Annotated in this window: 21 protein-coding genes; 14 read left to right on the top strand and 7 right to left on the bottom strand. The window is 73.6% G+C overall.

The window, feature by feature from the left end; genetic code table 11:
- Window positions 1–126: 126 nt before the first annotated feature.
- Window positions 127–2,664, top strand: a complete 2,538-nt coding sequence (locus FHX31_RS31910; RefSeq protein ID WP_013288951.1) for an ATP-dependent Clp protease ATP-binding subunit — start codon at window positions 127–129, stop codon at window positions 2,662–2,664.
- Window positions 2,665–2,944: 280 nt separating this feature from the next.
- Here the strand turns inward: FHX31_RS31910 and FHX31_RS31915 are convergent, their stop codons facing one another.
- Window positions 2,945–3,844 (bottom strand): A/G-specific adenine glycosylase, encoded by a 900-nt coding sequence (locus tag FHX31_RS31915; protein ID WP_184977687.1) that lies wholly within the window; start codon window positions 3,842–3,844, stop codon window positions 2,945–2,947.
- 96 nt (window positions 3,845–3,940) lie between these two features.
- On the opposite strand from FHX31_RS31915, the gene FHX31_RS31920 reads away from it, so the two are divergent.
- From FHX31_RS31920 to FHX31_RS31930, 3 genes are all read left to right on the top strand, one after another.
- Entirely contained in the window at window positions 3,941–4,453 is a 513-nt protein-coding gene (locus FHX31_RS31920) for a glycine cleavage system transcriptional repressor (RefSeq protein ID WP_013288949.1), read from the top strand.
- Window positions 4,450–5,013 (top strand): peptide deformylase, encoded by a 564-nt coding sequence (locus FHX31_RS31925; protein ID WP_013288948.1) that lies wholly within the window; start codon window positions 4,450–4,452, stop codon window positions 5,011–5,013. The genes FHX31_RS31920 and FHX31_RS31925 overlap by 4 nt, the downstream gene beginning before the upstream one ends.
- 105 nt (window positions 5,014–5,118) lie before the next feature.
- On the top strand, window positions 5,119–5,889 hold the full coding sequence (locus FHX31_RS31930; protein ID WP_013475019.1) for a hypothetical protein: 771 nt from the start codon (window positions 5,119–5,121) through the stop codon (window positions 5,887–5,889).
- 8 nt (window positions 5,890–5,897) lie between these two features.
- On the opposite strand, the gene disA is transcribed toward FHX31_RS31930, so the two are convergent.
- From disA to FHX31_RS31950, 4 genes are all read right to left on the bottom strand, one after another.
- Window positions 5,898–7,088: a DNA integrity scanning diadenylate cyclase DisA gene (gene disA / locus FHX31_RS31935; RefSeq protein ID WP_013288946.1), complete on the bottom strand. Its 1,191-nt coding sequence runs from the start codon at window positions 7,086–7,088 to the stop codon at window positions 5,898–5,900.
- A 138-nt stretch (window positions 7,089–7,226) separates the two neighbouring features.
- Window positions 7,227–8,675 carry a DNA repair protein RadA gene (radA, locus tag FHX31_RS31940; protein WP_030272015.1) on the bottom strand — a complete coding sequence of 483 codons (1,449 nt, stop codon included), beginning with the start codon at window positions 8,673–8,675 and terminating at the stop codon, window positions 7,227–7,229.
- Between the two features lie 104 nt (window positions 8,676–8,779).
- On the bottom strand, window positions 8,780–9,529 hold the full coding sequence (locus FHX31_RS31945) for a hypothetical protein (protein ID WP_013475021.1): 750 nt from the start codon (window positions 9,527–9,529) through the stop codon (window positions 8,780–8,782).
- 141 nt (window positions 9,530–9,670) lie between these two features.
- Window positions 9,671–10,501 (bottom strand): UbiA family prenyltransferase, encoded by an 831-nt coding sequence (locus FHX31_RS31950; protein ID WP_013288943.1) that lies wholly within the window; start codon window positions 10,499–10,501, stop codon window positions 9,671–9,673.
- Between the two features lie 45 nt (window positions 10,502–10,546).
- Between FHX31_RS31950 and FHX31_RS31955 the strand changes: the two genes are divergently transcribed.
- From FHX31_RS31955 to FHX31_RS31970, 4 genes are read left to right on the top strand one after another with little or no spacing between them, the layout of a single operon-like run.
- Window positions 10,547–11,305 carry a methyltransferase domain-containing protein gene (locus FHX31_RS31955; protein WP_013475022.1) on the top strand — a complete coding sequence of 253 codons (759 nt, stop codon included), beginning with the start codon at window positions 10,547–10,549 and terminating at the stop codon, window positions 11,303–11,305.
- A 41-nt stretch (window positions 11,306–11,346) separates the two neighbouring features.
- Window positions 11,347–12,513 carry an acyl-CoA dehydrogenase family protein gene (locus tag FHX31_RS31960; protein ID WP_091330654.1) on the top strand — a complete coding sequence of 389 codons (1,167 nt, stop codon included), beginning with the start codon at window positions 11,347–11,349 and terminating at the stop codon, window positions 12,511–12,513.
- Between the two features lie 37 nt (window positions 12,514–12,550).
- Window positions 12,551–13,612, top strand: a complete 1,062-nt coding sequence (locus tag FHX31_RS31965; protein ID WP_047893201.1) for a type III polyketide synthase — start codon at window positions 12,551–12,553, stop codon at window positions 13,610–13,612.
- 39 nt (window positions 13,613–13,651) lie between these two features.
- Window positions 13,652–14,254 carry a hypothetical protein gene (locus FHX31_RS31970; protein WP_114919051.1) on the top strand — a complete coding sequence of 201 codons (603 nt, stop codon included), beginning with the start codon at window positions 13,652–13,654 and terminating at the stop codon, window positions 14,252–14,254.
- Between the two features lie 74 nt (window positions 14,255–14,328).
- Here FHX31_RS31970 and FHX31_RS31975 read toward each other — a convergent pair whose 3' ends face one another.
- Window positions 14,329–15,024 carry a hypothetical protein gene (locus FHX31_RS31975; protein WP_184977688.1) on the bottom strand — a complete coding sequence of 232 codons (696 nt, stop codon included), beginning with the start codon at window positions 15,022–15,024 and terminating at the stop codon, window positions 14,329–14,331.
- Between the two features lie 328 nt (window positions 15,025–15,352).
- Between FHX31_RS31975 and FHX31_RS31980 the strand changes: the two genes are divergently transcribed.
- From FHX31_RS31980 to ispF, 3 genes are all read left to right on the top strand, one after another.
- Window positions 15,353–15,838, top strand: coding sequence for a CarD family transcriptional regulator (locus tag FHX31_RS31980; RefSeq protein ID WP_013288937.1), 486 nt, complete (start codon window positions 15,353–15,355; stop codon window positions 15,836–15,838).
- 53 nt (window positions 15,839–15,891) lie between these two features.
- Window positions 15,892–16,587 carry a 2-C-methyl-D-erythritol 4-phosphate cytidylyltransferase gene (gene ispD, locus FHX31_RS31985; protein ID WP_184977689.1) on the top strand — a complete coding sequence of 232 codons (696 nt, stop codon included), beginning with the start codon at window positions 15,892–15,894 and terminating at the stop codon, window positions 16,585–16,587.
- A 106-nt stretch (window positions 16,588–16,693) separates the two neighbouring features.
- Complete coding sequence (gene ispF / locus FHX31_RS31990) at window positions 16,694–17,176, top strand: 2-C-methyl-D-erythritol 2,4-cyclodiphosphate synthase (RefSeq protein ID WP_013288935.1); 483 nt, start codon at window positions 16,694–16,696, stop codon at window positions 17,174–17,176.
- A gap of 37 nt (window positions 17,177–17,213) precedes the next feature.
- Here the strand turns inward: ispF and FHX31_RS31995 are convergent, their stop codons facing one another.
- Window positions 17,214–17,744 (bottom strand): hypothetical protein, encoded by a 531-nt coding sequence (locus tag FHX31_RS31995; RefSeq protein ID WP_013475028.1) that lies wholly within the window; start codon window positions 17,742–17,744, stop codon window positions 17,214–17,216.
- A gap of 150 nt (window positions 17,745–17,894) precedes the next feature.
- Between FHX31_RS31995 and FHX31_RS32000 the strand changes: the two genes are divergently transcribed.
- The 3 genes from FHX31_RS32000 to FHX31_RS32010 are packed head-to-tail and all read left to right on the top strand — an operon-like array spanning window position 17,895 to window position 21,557.
- Window positions 17,895–19,271: a BTAD domain-containing putative transcriptional regulator gene (locus FHX31_RS32000; RefSeq protein ID WP_236619411.1), complete on the top strand. Its 1,377-nt coding sequence runs from the start codon at window positions 17,895–17,897 to the stop codon at window positions 19,269–19,271.
- Window positions 19,272–19,319: 48 nt separating this feature from the next.
- The gene (locus FHX31_RS32005; RefSeq protein WP_013475030.1) at window positions 19,320–20,471 is read left to right on the top strand and encodes a tetratricopeptide repeat protein; all 1,152 of its coding nucleotides are present in this window, start codon (window positions 19,320–19,322) and stop codon (window positions 20,469–20,471) included.
- A 45-nt stretch (window positions 20,472–20,516) separates the two neighbouring features.
- A complete protein-coding gene (locus FHX31_RS32010; protein ID WP_184977690.1) occupies window positions 20,517–21,557 on the top strand; it encodes an NAD(P)-dependent alcohol dehydrogenase in 1,041 nt (346 codons plus the stop codon).
- The last annotated feature ends 28 nt before the right edge of the window (window positions 21,558–21,585 follow it).

A 21,585-nucleotide genomic window follows, 5' to 3' on the forward strand; every position in this document is an offset into this window, starting at 1 on the left:
CGACCTCAGCGAAGACGGTCCGCGGCGATAGAGTAAGGAGGCACGGACGCCCGTCCCGGACGTCCGCGCACCGGCCCCGCCGAGATCTGACCATCAAGGCGCACGGCACGTGAGGAGCACGAGGGCATGTTCGAGCGGTTCACCGACCGAGCGCGACGGGTTGTCGTCCTGGCCCAAGAAGAGGCCCGGATGCTCAACCACAACTACATCGGTACGGAACACATCCTGCTGGGCCTGATCCACGAGGGTGAGGGTGTCGCGGCCAAGGCCCTGGAGAGCCTCGGCATCTCCCTGGAGGGCGTGCGCCAGCAGGTCGAGGAGATCATCGGCCAGGGCCAGCAGGCGCCGAGCGGGCACATCCCGTTCACGCCGCGGGCCAAGAAGGTGCTGGAGCTGTCGCTGCGCGAGGCGCTGCAGCTCGGCCACAACTACATCGGCACCGAGCACATCCTGCTCGGCCTGATCCGCGAGGGCGAGGGCGTCGCCGCCCAGGTCCTGGTGAAGCTGGGCGCCGACCTGAACCGGGTGCGCCAGCAGGTCATCCAGCTGCTCTCCGGCTACCAGGGCAAGGAGCCGGCCGCTGCCGGTGCCGCCCCGGGTGAGGCCGCGCCGTCGACCAGCCTCGTGCTGGACCAGTTCGGCCGCAACCTGACCCAGGCCGCCCGCGAGGGCAAGCTCGACCCGGTCATCGGGCGCGAGAAGGAGATCGAGCGGGTCATGCAGGTGCTGTCCCGCCGCACCAAGAACAACCCGGTGCTGATCGGTGAGCCCGGCGTCGGCAAGACCGCCGTGGTGGAGGGCCTGTCCCAGAAGATCATCAAGGGCGAGGTGCCCGAGACGCTGAAGGACAAGCAGCTCTACACCCTCGACCTCGGTGCCCTGGTCGCCGGTTCCCGCTACCGCGGTGACTTCGAGGAGCGCCTGAAGAAGGTGCTCAAGGAGATCCGTACGCGCGGCGACATCATCCTGTTCATCGACGAGATCCACACCCTCGTCGGTGCGGGCGCGGCCGAGGGCGCGATCGACGCCGCCAGCATCCTCAAGCCGATGCTGGCCCGTGGTGAGCTGCAGACCATCGGCGCCACCACGCTCGACGAGTACCGCAAGCACCTGGAGAAGGACGCCGCTCTGGAGCGTCGTTTCCAGCCGATCCAGGTGGGTGAGCCGTCGCTGGCCCACACCATCGAGATCCTCAAGGGCCTGCGGGACCGCTACGAGGCGCACCACCGCGTCTCCATCACCGACGCCGCGCTGGTCGCCGCCGCCACGCTCGCCGACCGGTACATCTCCGACCGGTTCCTGCCGGACAAGGCGATCGACCTGATCGACGAGGCGGGCGCGCGGATGCGCATCCGCCGGATGACCGCGCCGCCGGACCTGCGCGACTTCGACGAGCGCATCGCCCAGGTGCGCCGCGACAAGGAGTCCGCGATCGACGCGCAGGACTTCGAGCGGGCCGCCCAGCTGCGCGACACCGAGAAGCAGCTGCTGGGGCAGAAGGCTCAGCGGGAGAAGGAGTGGAAGGCCGGTGACCTGGACGTCGTCAGCGAGGTCGACGACGAGCAGATCGCCGAGGTGCTCGGCAACTGGACCGGTATCCCGGTCTACAAGCTGACCGAGGAGGAGACCTCGCGCCTGCTGCGCATGGAGGACGAGCTGCACAAGCGCGTCATCGGCCAGGAGGACGCGGTCAAGGCCGTCTCGAAGGCGATCCGGCGTACCCGCGCCGGCCTGAAGGACCCGAAGCGCCCCTCCGGCTCGTTCATCTTCGCCGGCCCGTCCGGTGTCGGTAAGACCGAGCTGTCCAAGGCGCTGGCCGAGTTCCTGTTCGGCAGCGAGGACGCCCTCATCCAGCTGGACATGTCGGAGTTCCACGACCGGTACACGGTGTCCCGGCTCGTCGGTGCCCCTCCCGGCTACGTCGGCTACGACGAGGGCGGGCAGCTGACCGAGAAGGTGCGTCGCCGGCCGTTCTCGGTGGTCCTCTTCGACGAGATCGAGAAGGCCCACCCGGACGTGTTCAACACGCTCCTCCAGATCCTGGAGGACGGGCGCCTCACCGACGGCCAGGGCCGGATCGTGGACTTCAAGAACACGGTCATCATCCTGACCACCAACCTCGGTACGCGTGACGTCGCCAAGGCGGTGTCGCTGGGCTTCCAGGCCTCTGAGGACTCCGAGTCGAACTACGACCGGATGAAGCAGAAGGTCAACGACGAGCTCAAGCAGCACTTCCGGCCCGAGTTCCTGAACCGGATCGACGACACCATCGTCTTCCACCAGCTGCGTCAGCTGGAGATCCTGTCGATCGTCGACATCATGATCGCCCGGATCGAGACCCAGCTGCGGAACAAGGACATGGGTCTGGAGCTGACCGACAACGCGAAGAAGTACCTCGCGAAGAAGGGCTTCGACCCGGTGCTGGGTGCGCGGCCGCTGCGCCGCACGATCCAGCGCGACATCGAGGACAACCTGTCCGAGCGGATCCTCTTCAACGAGCTGACCCCGGGTCAGATCGTGGTCGTGGACTGCGAGGGCGACCCGGAGGACATCGACAAGTCCAAGCTCGTCTTCCGGGGCGCGGACCGGCCGGACGCCGTGCCGGACGCGGTCCCGGCGGACCTCGGCGGCACCGCCGCCACCGGCGCGGACGACGCCGCATAAGTCCGCACAGTTCGAGGGCGACGGCCCCGGTAGGCGAAAGCCACCGGGGCCGTCGCCTTTCCCATGCCCACCCACCGCTCCCCAGGGTGCCGGCCGCCCCGCCTGCTGCCGCCGCCCGCACGCCCCAGCCCCGCCCGCCCTAGCCCTGGTCGATCATGAAGTTGACCGCACTTGGCGCCCTATTTGTCGCCGCTAACTTCATGATCAACGGGGCGAGCCGAGGGCGGGGCGGGGGCGGGGCGGGGCGGGGCGGGGCGGGGCGGGGGTCGGGCGGGGGCGGTCAGGGGAGGGGGACGGCGGGGCCGTCTCCGGCCAGGCGGAACGACTCCTCGCCCACCGGTTCCACCAGGCCGTCGGTGACCAGGCCGGCCAGCGCTCGCGCCCGCTGGACGTCGTCGTGCCAGACCTGGTCCAGCCGCTGGTGCGGCACCGGGCCGGTGGACTCCCGCAGCACCGCGAGCAGCAGTCCGCGTACCTGCCGGTCGGTGCCGGCGTAACGCTGCGGCCGGCGGGTCGGTCCCGTGGGGGCGGCCTGTCCAGAAGCCCGCCAGGCACAGCTCGACTCGACCGGGCAGATCGCGCAGCGCGGCGCGCGGGCGGTGCAGACGACAGCGCCGAGTTCCATGAAGGCGGCGCTGGCCAGCGCGGCGTCAGGCGGCTCGATCGGCAGCAGTTCCTCGGTGGCGACCAGGTCGGCCGGGCGGGTGGTGGGGCCGGCGTCGGGTTCTCCGGCGATCGCCCGGGACACCACGCGCCGGACGTTCGTGTCCACCACCGGGTGCCGCTGCCCGTACGCGAACGCCGCGACCGCGCGGGCCGTGTACGTGCCGACACCGGGTAGCGCCAGCAGTTGATCGAGCCGGTCGGGCACCACGCCGCCGTGGCGCTCCACGATCGCCGCCGCGCACTCGCGCAGGCGTACCGCCCGGCGGGGGTAGCCGAGCCGTCCCCACATCCGGATCGCCTCGGCCGGGGTGTCCTCGGCGAGCGCGCGCGGCTCGGGCCAGCGCGCCAGCCACGCCTCCCAGGCCGGTACCACCCGGACCACGGGGGTCTGCTGGAGCATGACCTCGCTGACCAGGATCGCCCAGGCGCCGATGCCGGGCTTGCGCCAGGGCAGGTCGCGGGCGTTGCGCTCGTACCACCGGCTGACCTGGGTGGCGAATGTGGGATCGGACATCGCGTCGCCGATCATGTCACGGCTGTCTTTCCCGCAGGTTGGGCGGGCCGGGTGGCCGGGCGCGATCGATCATGGGCGACGGGGCAGAATGTCCGAATGAACGAGCTCGCGATCACCGTCATCGGCCGGGACCGGCCGGGCATCGTGGCCGACGTCGCGGAGGTCCTCGCCCGGCTCGGCGCGAACCTCACCGACTCGACGATGACCCGGCTGCGTGGACACTTCGCGATGACGCTGATCTGCGTGGGCCCGGCCGCCGCCGACGTCGAGGCCGCGCTGGCCCCGCTCGCCGCCGACGGGCACCTGCTGGCGACCGTACGCGCGGTCACGCCCGACGGCGGCAGCGAGCCCACCGGGGAGCCGTACGTGCTGGCGGTGCACGGCGCCGACCGGATGGGCATCGTCGCGGCCATGACCCGGGTGCTCACCGACGCGGGCGGGAACGTGACCGACCTGAGCACCCGGCTCACCGGTTCGCTCTACGTGGTGGTGGCCGAGGTCGAGTTGCCGCCCGGTGTGTCGGACGAGGTGGCCGGCCGGCTCACCCGGGTCGCCGCGGAGCTGGGCGTGGGGGTCAGCCTCCGCCCGGCGGACACGGATCTGCTGTGACCGGGCCGGAGTACGCGGGCCTGGGCGGCTGGACCCCGGAGAAGCTCGGCATCCCCGGCGCGGTACGGGCGGTGGTCACCGCGCCGGAGCCGGTGCTGAGCCGACCGGGCCCGGAGGTCGACCCGACGTCTGCCGAGGTGGTGCGCCTCGCCGCCGACCTGGTGGCCACCATGCGCGTCTCGCCCGGTTGCGTGGGACTGGCGGCGCCGCAGGTCGGGGTGAGCGCGCAGGTGTTCGCGGTGGACGTGACGGGGCACCCGAAGGCGGTCACCGTGCACGGCACGTTCGTGCTCTGCAACGCGCGCGTGGTGGAGGCGTCCCGGTGGAAGGCCGGCCGGGAGGGCTGCATGTCGGTGCCGGACCTGACCGGCGACGTGAAGCGGGCCAGCCGCCTGGTCGTCGAGGGTGCGCTTCCCGGCAGCGGCGAGCCGGTCCGCCTGGTGACGGACGGCTTCGAGGCGCGGGCGCTCCAGCACGAGATCGACCACTGCGCGGGGCTGCTCTTCCTCGACCGGGTGGCCGGCGCGCACGCGATCTACCAGCGCAAGGTCTACCTCTGACGGTGGCGGTAGGAATCCAGTGTGGACGACGGTGGCCGTACGGCGGCGGGTTCCCGGCGCGTCGGACCGGCGAGCCGTGCGCCGCGCGGCTACGGTAGGCGCATCATGCGTCTGACGGTCGGCCCCCTGCCCCCTGCCGTGTACTGGCGGCGTCGTGCCGTCGTGCTCGGAGCGGGGCTGCTCTTCCTGATTGTCCTGCTGTATTCCTGCACCGGTACGGATCGCAACACCGGCGCGCCGGGCACCGACCCGTCCCCGACCGGTTCCGCCGGGGCTCAGCCCGACCCGTCCGGCTCGGTGCTGACTCCGCAGTCGGGCAGCCCGTCGCCGGCACCGGGCGACACCGGGGGCGGCGGCGCGAACAACGGCGGCGGGAACACAGGCGGCGAGAACACCGGCGGCGGGAACGACGGCGGGGGCGCGAACAACGGGGGCGGCACCGGCAACGGTGGCGCGACCGGTCAGCCGGTCTCCGACGACGGCACCTGCACCGACTCCGAGCTGCTGGTGACGCCGGTCGCGGTGCCGCCCACCGCCCAGCGGGGCACCGTGGTCACGCTGCGCCTGAAGGTCAAGAACGTGTCGAACCGTACGTGCAGCCGCGACGTCGGCGCCGACCTCCAGGAGCTGTACGTCAAGTCGGGCGCGGAGAAGATCTGGTCGTCGGACACCTGCGGCACCGGCAAGGGCTCGGACGTCCAGTCGTTCACGCCGAACTTCGAGCGCTCCTACGAGCTGGGCTGGAACGGGCGGCTGGACAACAGGTGCGCGAGCGGGCTGGCCGGCGGCGACTTCGCCGCGATCGGCGCGTACCAGGTGTTCGCCCGCGTCGGCACCAAGATCAGCGAGCCGGTGAAGCTGACCATCACCGGCTGAGCGGTCGGTCAGACGTACCGTTCGAGGATGCTCGCCTCGGCGAGCCGGGACAGGCCCTCGCGGACACCGCGGGCGCGGGCGTCGCCCACGCCCTCGACCGCCTGGAGGTCTTCCACAGTCGCGCCGAGCAGCCGCTGGAGGCTGCCGAAGTGCACCACCAGCCGGTCGACGACGGCGACCGGCAGCCGGGGCACCTTGGCCAGCAGGCGGAACCCGCGCGGGCTGACCGCCGCGTCGAGCGCGTCCGAGGCGGACGGGTAGCCGATCGCCTTCGCCACCGCCACGAGGTCGATGAGCTCGGTGGCGCTGAGCAGGTCGAGCTCGACGAGCGCCTCGTCGAGCGTGCGCGACTTGCGGCCGGTCGGCAGGTAGTCGCGGATGACCAGAGTGCGGTCGGCGTCCACGCCGGCCATCAGCTCGTCGAGCTGAAGGGCCAGCAGGCGGCCGTCGGTGCCCAGCTCCACCACGTAGCCGGCGATCTCGTCGGCGATCCGCCGGACCATCTCCAGCCGCTGCACCACCGCCACCGCGTCGCGGACGGTGACCAGATCCTCGATCTCCAGCGCGGAGAGCGTGCCGGAGACCTCGTCCAGCCGCAGTTTGTAGCGCTCCAGCGTGGCGAGCGCCTGGTTGGCGCGGGACAGGATGGCCGCCGAGTCGTCGAGCACGTGCCGCTGACCGTTGACGTAGAGGCTGATGATCCGCATCGACTGGCTGACCGAGATGACCGGGTAGCCGGTCTGCCGGGCCACCCGCTCGGCGGTGCGGTGCCGGGTGCCGGACTCCTCGGTGGGGATGGACGGGTCCGGCATCAGGTGCGCGCCGGCCTGCACGATCCGGGTGCCGTCGCTGGACAGCACCACCGCGCCGTCCATCTTGCACAGCTCACGGACCCGGGTGGCGGAGAACTCCACGTCCATCGGGAAGCCGCCGGTGCAGATCTGCTCGACCACCTTGTCGTAGCCGAGCACGATCAGCGCGCCGGTGCGGCCGCGCAGGATCCGCTCCAGGCCGTCCCGCAGGGCGGTGCCGGGAGCCATCAGGGCGAGGTTGGCGCGCAGCGGATCGGCGCCGGCCCCGCCGCCGACGCTTCCGTTGACGCTCACGCTGATGGCACGAGCGGGGTTGCCGCTCACGGCGCCGGTACGGGCGTGCGGCGTCGCCGTTGCGGGCTTGGTGGCATCGCGGTCGATCGGCACGGGCACAGTCTACGGACTGCCATGCGGTGGGTGCTCTCGTGGTTACTGTGATGTGTCACGATGCCCGGCTCGGGCGGGTCGGCGTGGCCTGCGTGGCCTGCGTGGCCTGCCCGGAAACGCCCGGCGGATGCCACCGTGTCACTCCGCCGACGCGCGGGCGGCCGCCTGGAGTGCGGCACGCACGTCGGTGACCTCGATCACGCGCATGTTCTCCGGCCCGGCGCCGCTGCTCTCCGGCCCGCACCCGGGCGGCACGAGAGCCAGCCGGAAGCCGAGCCGGGCGGCCTCGGCCAGCCGCCGGGGCACCGCGCCGACGCGACGGACCTCGCCGGTGAGACCCACCTCGCCGATGGCCACCAGATGCGGGTTGAGCGCCAGGTTGAGCCCGCCGGAGGCGACAGCGAGCGCCACCGCCAGGTCGGCCGCCGGCTCCACCACCCGGATGCCGCCGACGGTGGCGGCGAAGACCTCCCGGTCGTGCAGCGTGAGCCGCTCGGTGCGGCGCTGGAGCACCGCGAGGACCATCGCGAGCCGGGCGCTGTCGAGGCCGGAGACGGTACGCCGCGGCGAGCCGGCCACGGTGGCCCCGATCAGCGCCTGCACCTCGGTCACCAGCGCCCGGCGCCCCTCCATCGCCACCGTCACGCAGGTGCCCGGCACCGGTTCGGAGTAGCGGGTCAGGAACAGGCCGGACGGGTCGGCCAGGCTGCTGATGCCGCCCTCGTGCATCTCGAAGCAGCCCACCTCGTCGGCCGCGCCGAAGCGGTTCTTCACGCCGCGCACCATGCGCAGCGAGGAGTGCTTGTCGCCCTCGAAGTGCAGCACCACGTCGACCAGGTGCTCCAGCACGCGAGGACCGGCCACCTGGCCGTCCTTGGTGACGTGCCCGACCAGCACGGTGGCGATGCCGCGCTCCTTGGCCACCGCGACCAGGGCGGCGGTGACCGCGCGGACCTGGGTGACGCCGCCCGGCACGCCCTCGGTGCCGGTGGTCGAGATGGTCTGCACCGAGTCGAGCACCAGCAGCCCCGGCTTGACCGCGTCGAGGTGGCCGAGCACCGCCGACAGGTCGCTCTCGGCGGCCAGATAGAGCTGGTCGTGCAGGGTGCCCATCCGCTCGGCGCGCAGCCGCACCTGGCTGACCGACTCCTCGCCGCTGACCACCAGCGACGGGCTGCCGGCACCGGCCGCCCACTGCTGGGCCACGTCGAGCAGCAGCGTCGACTTGCCCACCCCGGGCTCACCGGCGAGCAGCACCACAGCGCCGGGGACCAGGCCGCCGCCGAGCACCCGGTCGAGCTCGCTCACACCGGTGGGACGGGCCCGGGCCGGCGCGGCGCTGATCGTGGCGATCGGCCGGGCCGGTTCGGCCGGCATCCGCGAGCTGACTACCCGGCCGGAGACCATCGGGCCGGTGACCGTGCACTCGACCACCGAACCCCACTCGCCGCACTCGGGGCACCGGCCCACCCACTTCGGGGGCTGGTGGCCGCAGGCGTCGCACTCGTAGGCCGGGCGGGGTTCGCGGGTGGCGGCGCGACCGCGGCCGGCGCCGGCACGGGAGGGGGTCGATCGGGGCGTGGTCACCACCGGACGCTAACCGGCCCGTACGACGAAAGCCCACCCGAAACGGCGACACCGCCGGCGTGGCGCTGGCCACGGCGGCGGTGCCGACGGAAGGAGGGGAGAGGTCAGTGGCCGCCCTCGGCGCCGCCGTCCTCACCCGCGTGCTCACGCGGGTTCACGATCTTCGACGGCGTGGCCTCCGGGGTCAGCGGGATGCCGATCGGCGCCGGGGTCTTGACGACCCTGCCGTCGCCGAAGTCGAAGGTCAGGTTGACCTGCTGGCCGACGAGCAGCTTCTCGTTCAGGCCGACGAGCTGGAGGAACCGCGGGTTGCCGGCGTTGAGCTGGGCGTAGCTGAGGGCCGGGATCTCGATCCGGGCCGGCTGACCGGCGGGCGCGGACTCGCTCTCGCTCGGCGACGGGCTGGCCGACGGCGACCCGGTCACCTCCAGCGACTGGCTCGGCGACGCGCTCGGGTCGCTCGCGGTCGGCGAGGTGGTGACCGGCTCGGTGGGCGAACCGGTCGGGGTGGCCGCGCCGCTCTCACCCGCGCCGGAGCCGGTGAGCACGATCTCCCGCGCGCTGTCGGTGGTGACCGTCACTGTCACCGGCTTCTCGCTGTCGTTGTAGATCACCACGTTGACCGGCGCGTTCGACCCGGCCTCGTAACCCTTCGGGCCCGGGAACTGCACGTAGAGCCCGCGCACCTTGAAGAGGTTGTCGGAGGTCTGGACGTTGACGCCCTGTACCGACGGGATCTTGTTGGCGGTCTCGGAAATCTGCCCGGCGCCGCACCCGGACAGCAGCAGGCTCGCCGCCGCCGTGCCGGCCAGCAGCAGGGCCGGCCCCCGGGAACCCCTGATCGAGCGCGTCACGTCGGTCCTCCTCGTCACGATCCCCGCCCGGTCGACCACCGGGCACGGGGTGGCCATACCCGCGCAGACCGCGCTCCAGGGTAGTTGGAGCTGATCGAGGCCCGCACGCGGACCCGGCAATGCCACCTCGGAGTGGACTCCTCAGACCACCCGGCCGCTCGTCACCAGCAGCACCACATCGATGAGCGCCACCACCAGGACCGCCCGGAAGGCGGTCGCCGAGCGTCCGGCTGTCGCGCGTCCCGCGTACCAGCCGACCGCCGGCACGGCGACGGCGGCGGCGACCGCCGACAGGCCGGTCCACGACGGCGGCCCGGGCGGGCCGAGGACCAGCGCGACGGTGGCCGCGAGCAGCAGCCCGGCGGCGGCCAGCCGGCTGCCCACCGGCCCGAGCCGGTGCGGCAGGCCGCGCACCCCGGTCCGGGCGTCGTCGGCCAGGTCCGGCAGCACGTTCGCGAAGTGCGCGCCGGCGCCGAGTAGCGCGGCGGCGGCCACCAGCCAGGCCGGGGGCACCGGCGAGCCGGGCAGCGCCAGCACCACGAACGCGGGCAGCGCGCCGAACGAGACCGCGTAGGGCAGCACCGACACCGGCGTCGACTTCAGCGGCCGGTTGTAGAGCAGCGCGGAGACGAGGCCCAGCGTGGCGCAGGCCGCCGCGGCCGGGCCGCCGGCCAGCGCGAGCACCGGCACGGCGACGGCGGCCACCGCCGTGGCCCGGGCCAGCGTCGGACGGGCGACCTCGCCGGTGGTCACCGGTTTGTCGGTACGCCCCACAGCGGCGTCCCGCTCGGCGTCGATCAGGTCGTTGCTCCACCCGACCGCGAGCTGGCTTGCCAGCACCGTCAGCGCCACGAGCACGACACCCGCCGCCGAGTGCCCGACACCGGCGGCGAGCAGCGCGGCGACCACCGTGACCGCCGCCGCGGGCTCCGGATGGCTCGCCCTGACCAGCCCTAACACCCGTGTCGACATAAGGGAAGTCTGGTCGTTACCGGGCAGTCGTGCCACGCTCGACGCATGCCCGACGCGTCGCCGGTGTCCACTCCGTACCGGGTGCTGCCGCCGAACGACCCCCGGCAGTACGACGACCTGGCCGGCGAGTGGTGGCGGCCGGACGGCGCGTTCGCGATGCTGCACTGGCTGGCCCGGGCCCGGGCGGCGCTGGTACCAGCGGCGTCCACCCCGGACGACCTGCTCGTCGACCTGGGCTGTGGCGCCGGGCTGCTGGCGCCGCACCTGGCCGGCAAGGGTTACCGCCACGTCGGGGTCGACCTGACCCGCTCCGCGCTCGACCAGGCCGCCGCGCACGGCGTGACAGTGGTCCAGGCCGACGCGACGGCGGTGCCGCTGGCCGACGGCTGCGCGGCGGTGGTCTCCGCCGGTGAGCTGCTGGAGCACGTGCCGGACTGGCGGCGGGCGGTCGCCGAGGCGTGCCGGCTGCTGCGCCCGGGCGGCCTGCTGGTGCTGGACACGCTCAACGACACGCTGCCGGCCCGGCTGATCGCTGTGGAGCTGGGCGAACGGCTGCCCACAGTGCCGCGCGGCATCCACGACCCGCGGTTGTTCGTCGACGCCCGCGCGCTGGTCGCCGAGTGTGCCCGGCACGGCGTGTCGTTGACGGTGCGCGGGGTCCGGCCGGAGCTGGGCGGCACGCTGGCCTGGCTGCTGCGCCGCATGCGCGGCGGCGCCGACCGTCCGGGCAGGACCGAACCGCGCATCGTGCCGACCCGGTCGACGGCGGTGCTGTACCAGGGCTGGGGGCGCCGGGGCGGGTAGCCGGGGCCGCCCGGGGTAAAGGACGCCGAGAAGGGGGCGACATGACTGTGCACGCGCTGGAGGCGGCCCGCCGGTTGGCGCCGCGACTGGCCGCCCGCGCGGCCGAGCACGACCGCGACGGCTCGTTCCCCGTGGCCGACTTCGCGGACCTGCGGGCAGCAGGGCTGTTCGGCTTGATGGTGCCCCCCGAGCTGGGCGGCACGGGCGCGAGCTTCGCCGAGTACGCCGCTGTCGCCACCGAGCTGGCCCGGGGCAACGGCGCGACCGCGCTGGTGTTCAACATGCACGCCTCGGTCACCGGGGCGCTCGGCGCGGTCACCGAGGAACTGGCCGAGGCGCTCGGCGTACCGGACGAGGCGCTGGCGGCGCGGGACCGGCTGCTGCGCGCGGCTGCCGACGGCGCCTGGTACGCGGTGGCGATGAGCGAACGCGGCGCCGGCGCCCGGTTGTCCCAGCTCAGCACCGCCTACGAGCCGGTCGACGGCGGCTGGCACATCAAGGGCAGCAAGACGTTCTGCTCCGGCGCAGGCCACCCGGACGGTTACCTGGTGGCCGCCCGCAGCGCCGCCGACCAGTCCGTGGTGTCGCAGTTCCTGGTCCCGGCCGGAGAGGGGATCACCGTCGAGCCCACCTGGGACTCGCTCGGCATGCGGGCCACCTCCTCGCACGACGTGCACCTGGACGTGACGGTCCCGGCCGACCGGCTGCTCGGCGGCGTCGAAGGGCTGGCCCTGGTCGTCGCCCAGCTCATGCCGCACTGGCTGGTGGCGAGCTACGCGGCGGTCTACGTCGGCGTGGCCCGGGCCGCCATCGACGCCGCGGCCGAGCACCTCAACGCCCGCAACCTCGCCGGGCTGCCCGCGGTGCGGGCCCGCCTGGGCCGGGCCGACGCGGCCACCGCCGCCGCCGAACTGGTGGTCGCCGAGGCGGCCCGCCGGGTCGACGAGGCACCCGGCGACGCCGAGACGAACCGCTGGGTGTGGCGGGCCAAGCTGCTCGCCGGCACCACAGCCGCCGAGGTGGCGGCCTCCATGCTGGAGGCGGCCGGTACGTCGGCGACCCGCCGCGGGCATCCGCTGGAGCGGCTCTACCGGGACGCCCGCTGCGGCTCGCTGCATCCGGCCACGTCCGACGTGTGCGCCGACTGGCTCGGCATCGCCGCACTGGGCGGCGACCCGGACCGGGACAGCGCGCTCCCTCGTTGGTGACCAGGAGTCGGTGCGAGAGGTGAGGGAGGGCTCAGGGGTGGGGGACGTGGGCATACCGGTGATCGCGGGTCTGGGTACGGCACAACCGCCGGCCGCGATGCAGGACGAACTGTGGACGGGCTTCTTCGCGAAGCACTTCCAGGGGAACACCCGGGCGCTGGCCGAGCGGATCTTCGCGAACTCGGGCGTGACCCGGCGGCAGGCGGCGGTCAACCCGCTGCTGGAGGACGTCTCGGAGTGGCCGACCGAGCGCCGGATGCGCCGCTACCAGGTCGAGGCGCTGCCGCTGGGCAAGGAGGCGGTCAGCCGGGCTCTCACCGCCGCCGGCCTGGACGCCTCCGACATCGGGCTGTTCATCGTCTGCTCGTGCACCGGGTACGCCACCCCGGGGCTGGACATCCTGCTCGCCCGGGATCTGGGGATGTCCCCGAGCACCCAGCGCATGTTCGTCGGGCACATGGGCTGCTACGCGGCCCTGCCCGGGCTGGGCGCGGCGAGCGACTTCGTCACCGCTCGCGGGCGGCCGGCGCTGCTGCTCTGCGCGGAGCTGACCAGCCTGCACATCCAGCCGCCGGGTGCCCGGGTGGACACCCAGCAGATCGTCTCCCACGCGCTGTTCTCGGACGCCGCGGTCGCCGCCGTGGTCGTCCCCGGCGGCCGGGGGTACGCGCTGCGCGAGGTCACCTCGGTCACCGACACCTCCACCGCCGATCACATGACCTGGGACGTCACCGACACCGGTTTCCGGATGGGGCTGTCGCCGAAGGTGCCGCAGGTTCTGTCCCGGCACGTGCGGACGCTGATCGACGAGCTGCTGGCGCGGCACGGGTGCGAGCGCTCCGACGTGGACGGCTGGGCGGTGCACCCGGGCGGTCCGCGGATCCTCAACGTGGTGGAGCGTGAGCTGGCGCTGCCATCGGACGGGCTCGCTGCCTCCCGGGGGACGCTCGCCGAGCACGGCAACTGCTCGTCCCCGACCGTGCTGCTGATTCTGGACCGGCTGTGGCGTACGGAGCCGTCGCCGCCGCGCTGGGTGGTGATGCTCGCGTTCGGACCGGGCCTGACGCTCTACGCGGTGCTGCTGGAACGGGTGGGCTGACGGCTCGCCCCGCCCGGGCCGCGCGGATACGCTGCCGTCATGGCCTCCGACGAGCGGGACGGACGGGTACCGCTGACCGTCCTGACCGTTCTGGCGCTGGCGGCCGGCGCGGCCTGGTGGCGGTCGGCGGCACCCGAGCCGGGTGCGGTCACGGCCGTGCCGGCGCCGCCCGCGAGCGCCGAACCCGTCGCCCGAACCTGGCGGGTCGACCCGTCGACAGGCGACGCCTGGCCGGCACGACCGGGGCGCGACCCGACGCCCCGGGCACTCCGTGCCCCGGCGACGGCGCCGGACCGGTCGGTGGTGATCCGGGTCGAGGACGACGGCACCTCGCGTGTGCTCCAGGTGTCGCACGTGGTGTGGCGGGAGACGTCCGACCTGACGCCGGACGGGCCGCCCGTCGTACGGCAGGTGAATCCCTCGCGGGGCGACGACTACCGGCTGACGGTGAGCTGCTCCGGGGACGGATCGATCGCCGTGCAGCTGTCCGGCACCGGGACCGGCGACGCGCGGCGGTTCCTCCGCTGCGGCGGGCGACTGGAGCTGCCCTTCCTGGGCGGCACCGGCGCGCCGGTGCTGGTGCGGTTCACCGGTGTACGCGGCCGGGCCGAGCTGGACGCCCGGCTCGAAGCGCTCTACTGACAGCTGTCGCGCGCCGGGCACCGGCAGCTCCCGCCTCCTCGGGCCGGCAGCTCAGCCGCCCAGCCGGCGGCCTGTCAGCTGCCCAGCCGGGCCAGGTCGGCGCCGTAGTCCGACAGCGGGCCCAGCTCCGGCACCACCCGGACCAGCGAGCCCTGCCGGTCCACGAGCAGCGCGGCGGCGGTGCCGGGGTGGGGGGACAGGTGCAGGTAGGAGCGCAGGCCGCCGGCCGGGTCGCCGAGCGGGCGTACCCCGGGGACGCTCGCGGGTCCGGCGCTGCGGCCCTCGGTCACGGTGACCACAGTGACGCCGGGCGGCGCGGCGCGCGCCGCGGTGCCGACCTGCTCGGCGCAGGCGCAGGCGTCGACCAGGATGATCATGGCGGGCAGCAGGCTGCGCAGCGGTACCGGCGTGTCGTCCGCGCCGACCAGGTCCAGCGCGGGCAGCGGGCCGACCGGTTGCGGCGCGGTGGTGGAGCGGGGGAGCACCGTCGGCGCGCCGGACCGCGTGGTGGTGCGCGGCCAGGTGACGGCGGCCAGCCCGGCGAGCGTGACGAGCACCGACACGAGCAGGATCAGCACCGGCAGCCCGAGGCGGGCCGGAACGGCACGCCGGCCGGAGCCCTGCCGCGCGCGGCGCAGCTCCCGGCGGACCTGCCGGGCCTCGTCGGCGAGCGCCGAGGCGTCGTCCGGGACGACCACCCGGCCCCACTCCGGAGGCAGGCCGGGCAGCCCGTCCGGCGGCCCCTGGCCGTCAGCGTCAGGCACGCCCATCGGACCCCCAGGAACGTCTCGGTGAGCGGACGTCACGTCCCTCACCAGCGTCCCGCACCGACCGCCGTAACGCCACACCTGGGCGCGGACGGACTTGCGGAGCTACCATGGAAGGAGCGCATTGCCCTAGATCTGGACGCTCCCGTCACCCCTTACCGGGTTGTCACGTGTTCCTCACGGAGCGTGTCGAAAGCATCGGTTTGACCGCCTGTCAAGCTGAAGAAATACCTCTCACAGGGCCCCTGAGCTGCGCCAACGATCAGGACAGCGGTGAGACATCGGTGCCTGAGCGTGTTACCCTAGACACAGCGAAAGGGGTTTCGAACCTATGGTTTTCAGTGTCGGCGAGACCGTTGTTTACCCCCACCACGGGGCCGCACTCATCGAGGCAATCGAGACTCGGGTCATCAAGGGCGAGCCCAGGGAATACCTCGTCCTGAGGGTCGCACAGGGTGACCTGACGGTCCGGGTGCCCGCCGAGAACGCCGAGATCGTGGGTGTGCGCGAAGTGGTTGGCGAAGAGGGCCTGGGCAAGGTCTTCGACGTGCTCCGTGCACCGCACACCGAGGAGCCGACCAACTGGTCGCGGCGTTACAAGGCGAATCTGGAGAAGCTGGCCTCCGGTAACCCGCTGAAGGTGGCCGAGGTCGTCCGCGACCTGTGGCGCCGGGAGCGGGAGCGGGGCCTGTCGGCGGGCGAGAAGCGGATGCTCGCCAAGGCCCGTGACATCCTCGTCGGCGAGGTCGCGCTGGCGGAGAAGAGCACCAAGGACGAGGCCGAGACGCTGCTCGACAAGGTGCTGACCGAGGCCTGATCCACGCCTCTGCCTCTACCCACCCCGCAGCGAACGAATCCGAGGACCGCGACGTGACCGCGCAGCTCAATCCGCGCGGTGACGTCGCGGTCCTCGTTCCTGCGGCAGGTGCCGGGGTACGCCTCGGACCCGGCGCCCCGAAGGCGCTCCGGCTGCTCGCCGGTGAGCCGCTGCTCGTACACGCGGTCCGCCGGATCGCCGCCGCGCCCTCCGTGCACACGATCGTGGTGGCCGCGCCGGCGACCGAGGTCGAGGCGGTACGCGCGATGCTCGCCCCCGTGGCCCCGGTGACTGTGGTGCCCGGAGGCGCCGAACGCCAGGAGTCGGTGGCGGCGGCACTCGCCGCAGTTCCCGCCGGTCCGGAGATCGTCCTGGTGCACGACGCGGCCCGCGCGCTCACCCCGCCCCACCTGGTCGAGTCGGTGGCCGCGGCGGTCCGCGACGGGCACGACGCGGTGATCCCGGTACTGCCGGTGGTCGACACGATCAAGGAGGTCGACGCGACCGAGCGGGTGCTCGGAACCGTCGACAGGTCCGCGCTGCGGGCGGTGCAGACGCCGCAGGGCTTCCGCCGGTCGGTGCTGGTCGCGGCCCATCGGTCGGCGGGTGACGCGCTGACCGACGACGCCGGGTTGATCGAGAAGCAGGGCGGCGCGGTCATGTGCGTGCCCGGCTCCGAGCTGGCCCTGAAGATCACCCGCCCGTTCGACCTCGCCTTGGCCGAACACCTCCTGACCACAGGCGCCTGAGGCGGCGCCCGCGCGGCACGCAGGCTTCGAGATCTTGGTACGAAACGGCCCTCATAGGGGCCCTTTGCTACCAAGATCTCTCCCGAGGTGTGCGTACCCTCTGGTCATGATCGTTCCTCGGGTGGCTGTCGGCACCGACGTGCACGCGTTCGCGGCCGGGCGGCCCTGTTGGGTCGCGGGCCTGCACTGGCCGGACCAGGACGGCCTGGCCGGTCACTCCGACGCCGACGTTGCCGCGCACGCCGCCTGCAACGCCCTGCTCTCCGCTGCCGGTCTCGGCGACCTGGGCGCGAACTTCGGCGTGGACCAGCCGGAGTGGGCCGGTGCCTCCGGGGTGGCGCTGCTGACCGAGAGCGCACGCCGGGTACGGGCGGCGGGCTTCCAGATCGGCAACGTGTCGGTGCAGGTCGTCGGCAACCGCCCCAAGATCGGGCCGCGCCGGGAGGAGGCGCAGCGGGTGCTCTCCGAGGCGGTGGGCGCGCCGGTGACCGTCTCCGCGGCCACCACCGACGGCCTCGGCTTCACGGGGCGCGGGGAAGGGCTGGCCGGGATCGCGGTGGCCCTGATCTACGAGGCTCCGGCCGGCTGACGCGGTGACCGGGGACGCCGGCCACCGCGTCACCCGATCAGTCGACGTCGGTGCAGACGTTGTGGGTAGTGCCGTGGAGCATCGTGATCGTCTTGTCGTAGGTGGGGGAGAACTCCACCCGGAACCGGCCGTCGACGATCCACAGCCCCTTCGGCAGGGTGCCGGCGTTCTCCCGGAAGCCGAGCAGCACCGGCCCGGTCACGTACCAGGTCATCGAGCCGTCGGTGCGGTAGACGACGAGGGCGGTGCCGCTCGCGTCCGCCGTCGAGGTGGCGCCGGTCTCCAGGTTCGTCACCCGGTTGATCAGAGCGCCGGTGAACAACTCCCGCTTCGGCGTGCCGTCCGGGTAGGTCTCGATCGTCAGCTTCCGCACCTCGTCCACGATCGGCTCGACCCGTACCGCGAACTCGCATCGCGCGCCCGCTGGCATCTCGAACGGCGCCTGGGGCGCCGGTTCCCAGGCACCCGGGGCGGGATGCCGCTCCGGCGCGGCGGACGCCGAGCCTGGTAGGGCCGCGACCACAGCCGCCACGACGCTCGCCACCACGATGCTCATCCTGAACCGCATGTTCCACTCCATCCCTCGCTGGTCCGGGCGGCGAGCATCACCGGGCCCGGTCACCACCGGATCACCGCGTCGAGCGGCAACAGTCGAGCGGGCGGACCCGGCCGGCCGGGTTCCTCACCACGCGATCACCGTCGGGCGACAACCCCGGGCTTGGGCCGACCCGTCCTGTTCGGTATGGAGTTCCGCCTGCTCGGGCCGTTCGAGGCCCGCCACGACGGCCGGCCGGTCGAGGTCGGCAGCCGGCGTCAGGAGCGTTGCCTGCTCGGGGTGCTGCTGCTCGACGTGGGCCGGGTGGTGCCGACCGACCGCCTCATCGACCTGCTCTGGAACGGCCGGCCGCCGGCCACGGCCCGGAGCGCGGTGCAGACGTACATCGGGCGGCTGCGGGGCTCGCTCAACCCGTACGGGGTGCGGATCAGCACCCGGGGCGAGGGCTACGCGGTGGAGGAGGACGGGCACCGGGTCGACGTCGACGAGTTCGCCGACCTGGTCCGGGCGGCCGGGCGTGCCGCCGACCCCGCCGAGCGGGTGCGGTCGCTCGACCGGGCGCTCGCCCTCTGGCGCGGGCCGTTGCTCGCCGACGCGGCGGACGACGAGCTGCGGGACCGGCTGCACGGCACGGTCGAGGAACTTCGCCTGGTCGCCGTGGAGCTTCGGGCCGAGGCGCAGCTCGCGCTGGGCCGGCACACGCGCGCGGTCGCCGACCTGATGCCGCTGGCCGCCCAGCACCCGACGCGGGAACACCTCGTGGCGGTCCTGATGACCGCCCTGTACCGGGGCGCCCGGCGGGCCGACGCGCTGCGCCTCTACAACGCCACCCGGGACCTGCTCGCGGCCGACTTCGGCGTCGAGCCGGGGCCCCGCCTCCGGGAGGTGCAGCGCCGGGTGCTCGCGGGCGACGACCGGCTGGACCGGGCCGCCCGGCCGATGCACGAGATCCGGGTCGGCGACGAGAGCCTGCCGTGGAGCGTGGGCGGCCACCCGGCCCTGGACTTCTGCAACACCCTCGCCGGGTGGGGGCACGAGCCGCCGTTGCCCGGCGCCGAGTGGCTGCGCGGCTACCGGACCCTCGCCGTCTGGGCCGGCCACGTCGGGCTGGTGGACGAGGTCTCGACGAACCGCCTGCTGCACCTCGCACGTCGTGACCCGGTAGCGGCGGAGGCGGTGCTCGACGAGGCCCGTACGCTCCGCGCCGCGCTCTACGCCAGCCTGGTCGACCCGGACGACGGCCCGGCCTTCGAGACCGTCGCGCGGGCCGCCGAGGCCGCCGCCCGTACGCTCGTCTTCCGGCGCGAGACCGACGGACGCGGCAGGTGGTGGCCGGACCTGGCGGCCGGGCTGCGGCTGCCGGTGCACGCCGCCGCGTTCAGCGGCGCGCAGCTGCTCGCCGATCCGGCCCGGTTCACGGTGCGGGTCTGCCCGGACCGGCGGTGCGGGTGGTTGTTCCTGGACGAGAGCGGGCTGCGCCGGTGGTGCAGTCTGGGGACGTGCGGCGGCCGGGCGGGCGTGTCCTGCCGGAGTGCCTGACGCCGGGCACCCTCGGCGCGGTGGGTCCGGGCGGATACGCTCGCCGGGATGCCGAGTGACGCCGCCCCCGACCAGTCCGCCGCCGACGGTTACCTGCAACGCGCCCACCTGCTCGCCGAGCTGGGGCGCTACGACGAGGGGATCGGCGAACTCACCGCGCTGATCGCGACCGAACCGGCGCACGTGCCCGCGTTGACCATGCTGGCCCGGATGCACCTGGCCGCCGACCGGCCGTCCGAGGCGCTCGCCGCCGCCGAGGCCGCAGTGACCGCCGCCGGCGGCCCGCCCGCCCCTGAACCGCCTGCCGTCGGGACGCTCGCCGCGGAGACGCCCACCCGCGACGTGCCGGGCGCCGTGCCGCCTGCTGCCGGAGCCGCCGCCGACGAGGCGTCCGCCCAGGAGGCGGCCGGCGCAGAGACGCCCGTCGCCGGGGCGGTCGTGCCGGCGCTCGTGGCACGCGGGTTCGCGCTGCTCGACCTCGAACGCTGGAAGCCCGCCGCCGCCACCGCCGACGAGATCCTGGCGCGTGCGCCGGGTGACGCGTACGCGCAGCGCAGTGCCGCCGCCGTCCTCTCCGCGTCGCGAAACGGGCAGGCGGCGCTGGACGCGGCGTGGCGGGGTGTGGAGCTGTCGCCGGACGAGCCGGAGGCGCACCTGGTGCTGGGCCTGGTCGCGGTGCGGCTGCAACTGTTCGACCTGGCCGAGCGGGCCTACCGGGAGGCGCTGCGGCTGGACCCAGGGCTGGGCGAGGCGGGGCAGGACATGGGCGTGGCCCGGCTGGAACGACGCCGGTACGCCGAGACGCTGGAACACCTGACCGCGATGGCCGACCTGCCGGTGGCCCGTCCCGACCCGGTCCGGACCGTGGACGCCGGCATCCGGCGTCTCCTGCTGTCGGTGGCCGGGTTGTCCCTGATCGCGAGTGTGCTGGTCGCGGCGCTGGCCCCGGCCTCGCCGGGTGCGTCCCGGCTGTTCGCGGTGCTGGCGGTGGCCGGGGTGGCGGTGCTGCTGCGGCGCCCGGCGACGTGGCAGCCCGGCCTGCGGGAGGCGATGTCGCGCGGCCTGGTCGTCCCGGTCTACGCGGCCGCCGTCGCGGTGGTGCTGCTGCTCGTGTACGCGCTGGTCGGCGGCCCGTTGCCGCTGGTCGGGGCGATCACCGCGTCGGTGGTGGCCGGATTCACCGCGTTCGCTCGCCGGTGAGAGGGTAGGAGGACCGGAAACACCGGCTGAAGGAAGCGGGAATCAGTGCTCACCGTCAATGCCTACGCGGCGACGTCCGCGACCGAACCGCTCGCCCCGACCACGATCGAGCGGCGGGATCTCGGACCGGACGACGTTCTCATCGACATCAAGTTCTCCGGCATCTGCCACTCCGACATCCACACCGCGCGCAGCGAGTGGGGTCCGACCCGCTACCCGATCGTGGTGGGTCACGAGATCGCGGGCGTGGTGCGTGAGGTCGGCTCCGCGGTGACGAAGTTCGCCGTCGGCGACCGGGTCGGCGTCGGCTGCCTCGTCGACTCCTGCCGGGAGTGCGACAACTGCCGCAAGGGCCTGGAGCAGTACTGCCTGAAGGGCAGCACCGGTACGTACGGCGGGGTGGGCCGGGACGGCGAGCCGACCCAGGGCGGCTACTCGCAGGCCATCGTGGTCACCGAGGACTTCGTGCTGCGCATCCCGGACGGCATCGAGCTGGACGCCGCCGCGCCGCTGCTCTGCGCCGGCATCACCACGTACTCGCCGCTGCGGCACTGGAACGCCGGGCCGGGTCGCCGGGTCGCGGTGATCGGCATGGGCGGTCTCGGCCACATGGCCGTGAAGCTGGCCCACGCGATGGGCGCCGAGGTGACCGTGCTGTCGCAGTCGCTGAAGAAGCGGGAGGACGGGCTGCGGCTCGGCGCCGACCACTACTACGCGACCTCCGACGAGGACACGTTCACCGAGCTGGCCGGCTCGTTCGACCTGATCATCAACACGGTGAGCGCGGCCCTCGACATGGACGCGTACCTGCGGCTGCTCGCCGTGGACGGGACGCTGGTCAACGTGGGCGCTCCGGAGAAGCCGCTGTCGGTGCACGCGTTCTCGCTGATCCCGGCCCGGCGGTCGTTCGCCGGGTCGAACATCGGCGGCATCGCGGAGACCCAGGAGATGCTCGACTTCTGCGCCGAGCACGGGCTGGGCGCCGAGATCGAGGTGATTCCGGCCGAGAAGATCAACGAGGCGTACGAGCGGGTGCTCGCCTCCGACGTGCGCTACCGCTTCGTCATCGACGCGTCCACGTTCTGACGACCGCGTGCGAAGGGGCCGCGTCCGT

It is taken from the genome of Micromonospora sp. CNZ286 (genome assembly GCF_014207755.1).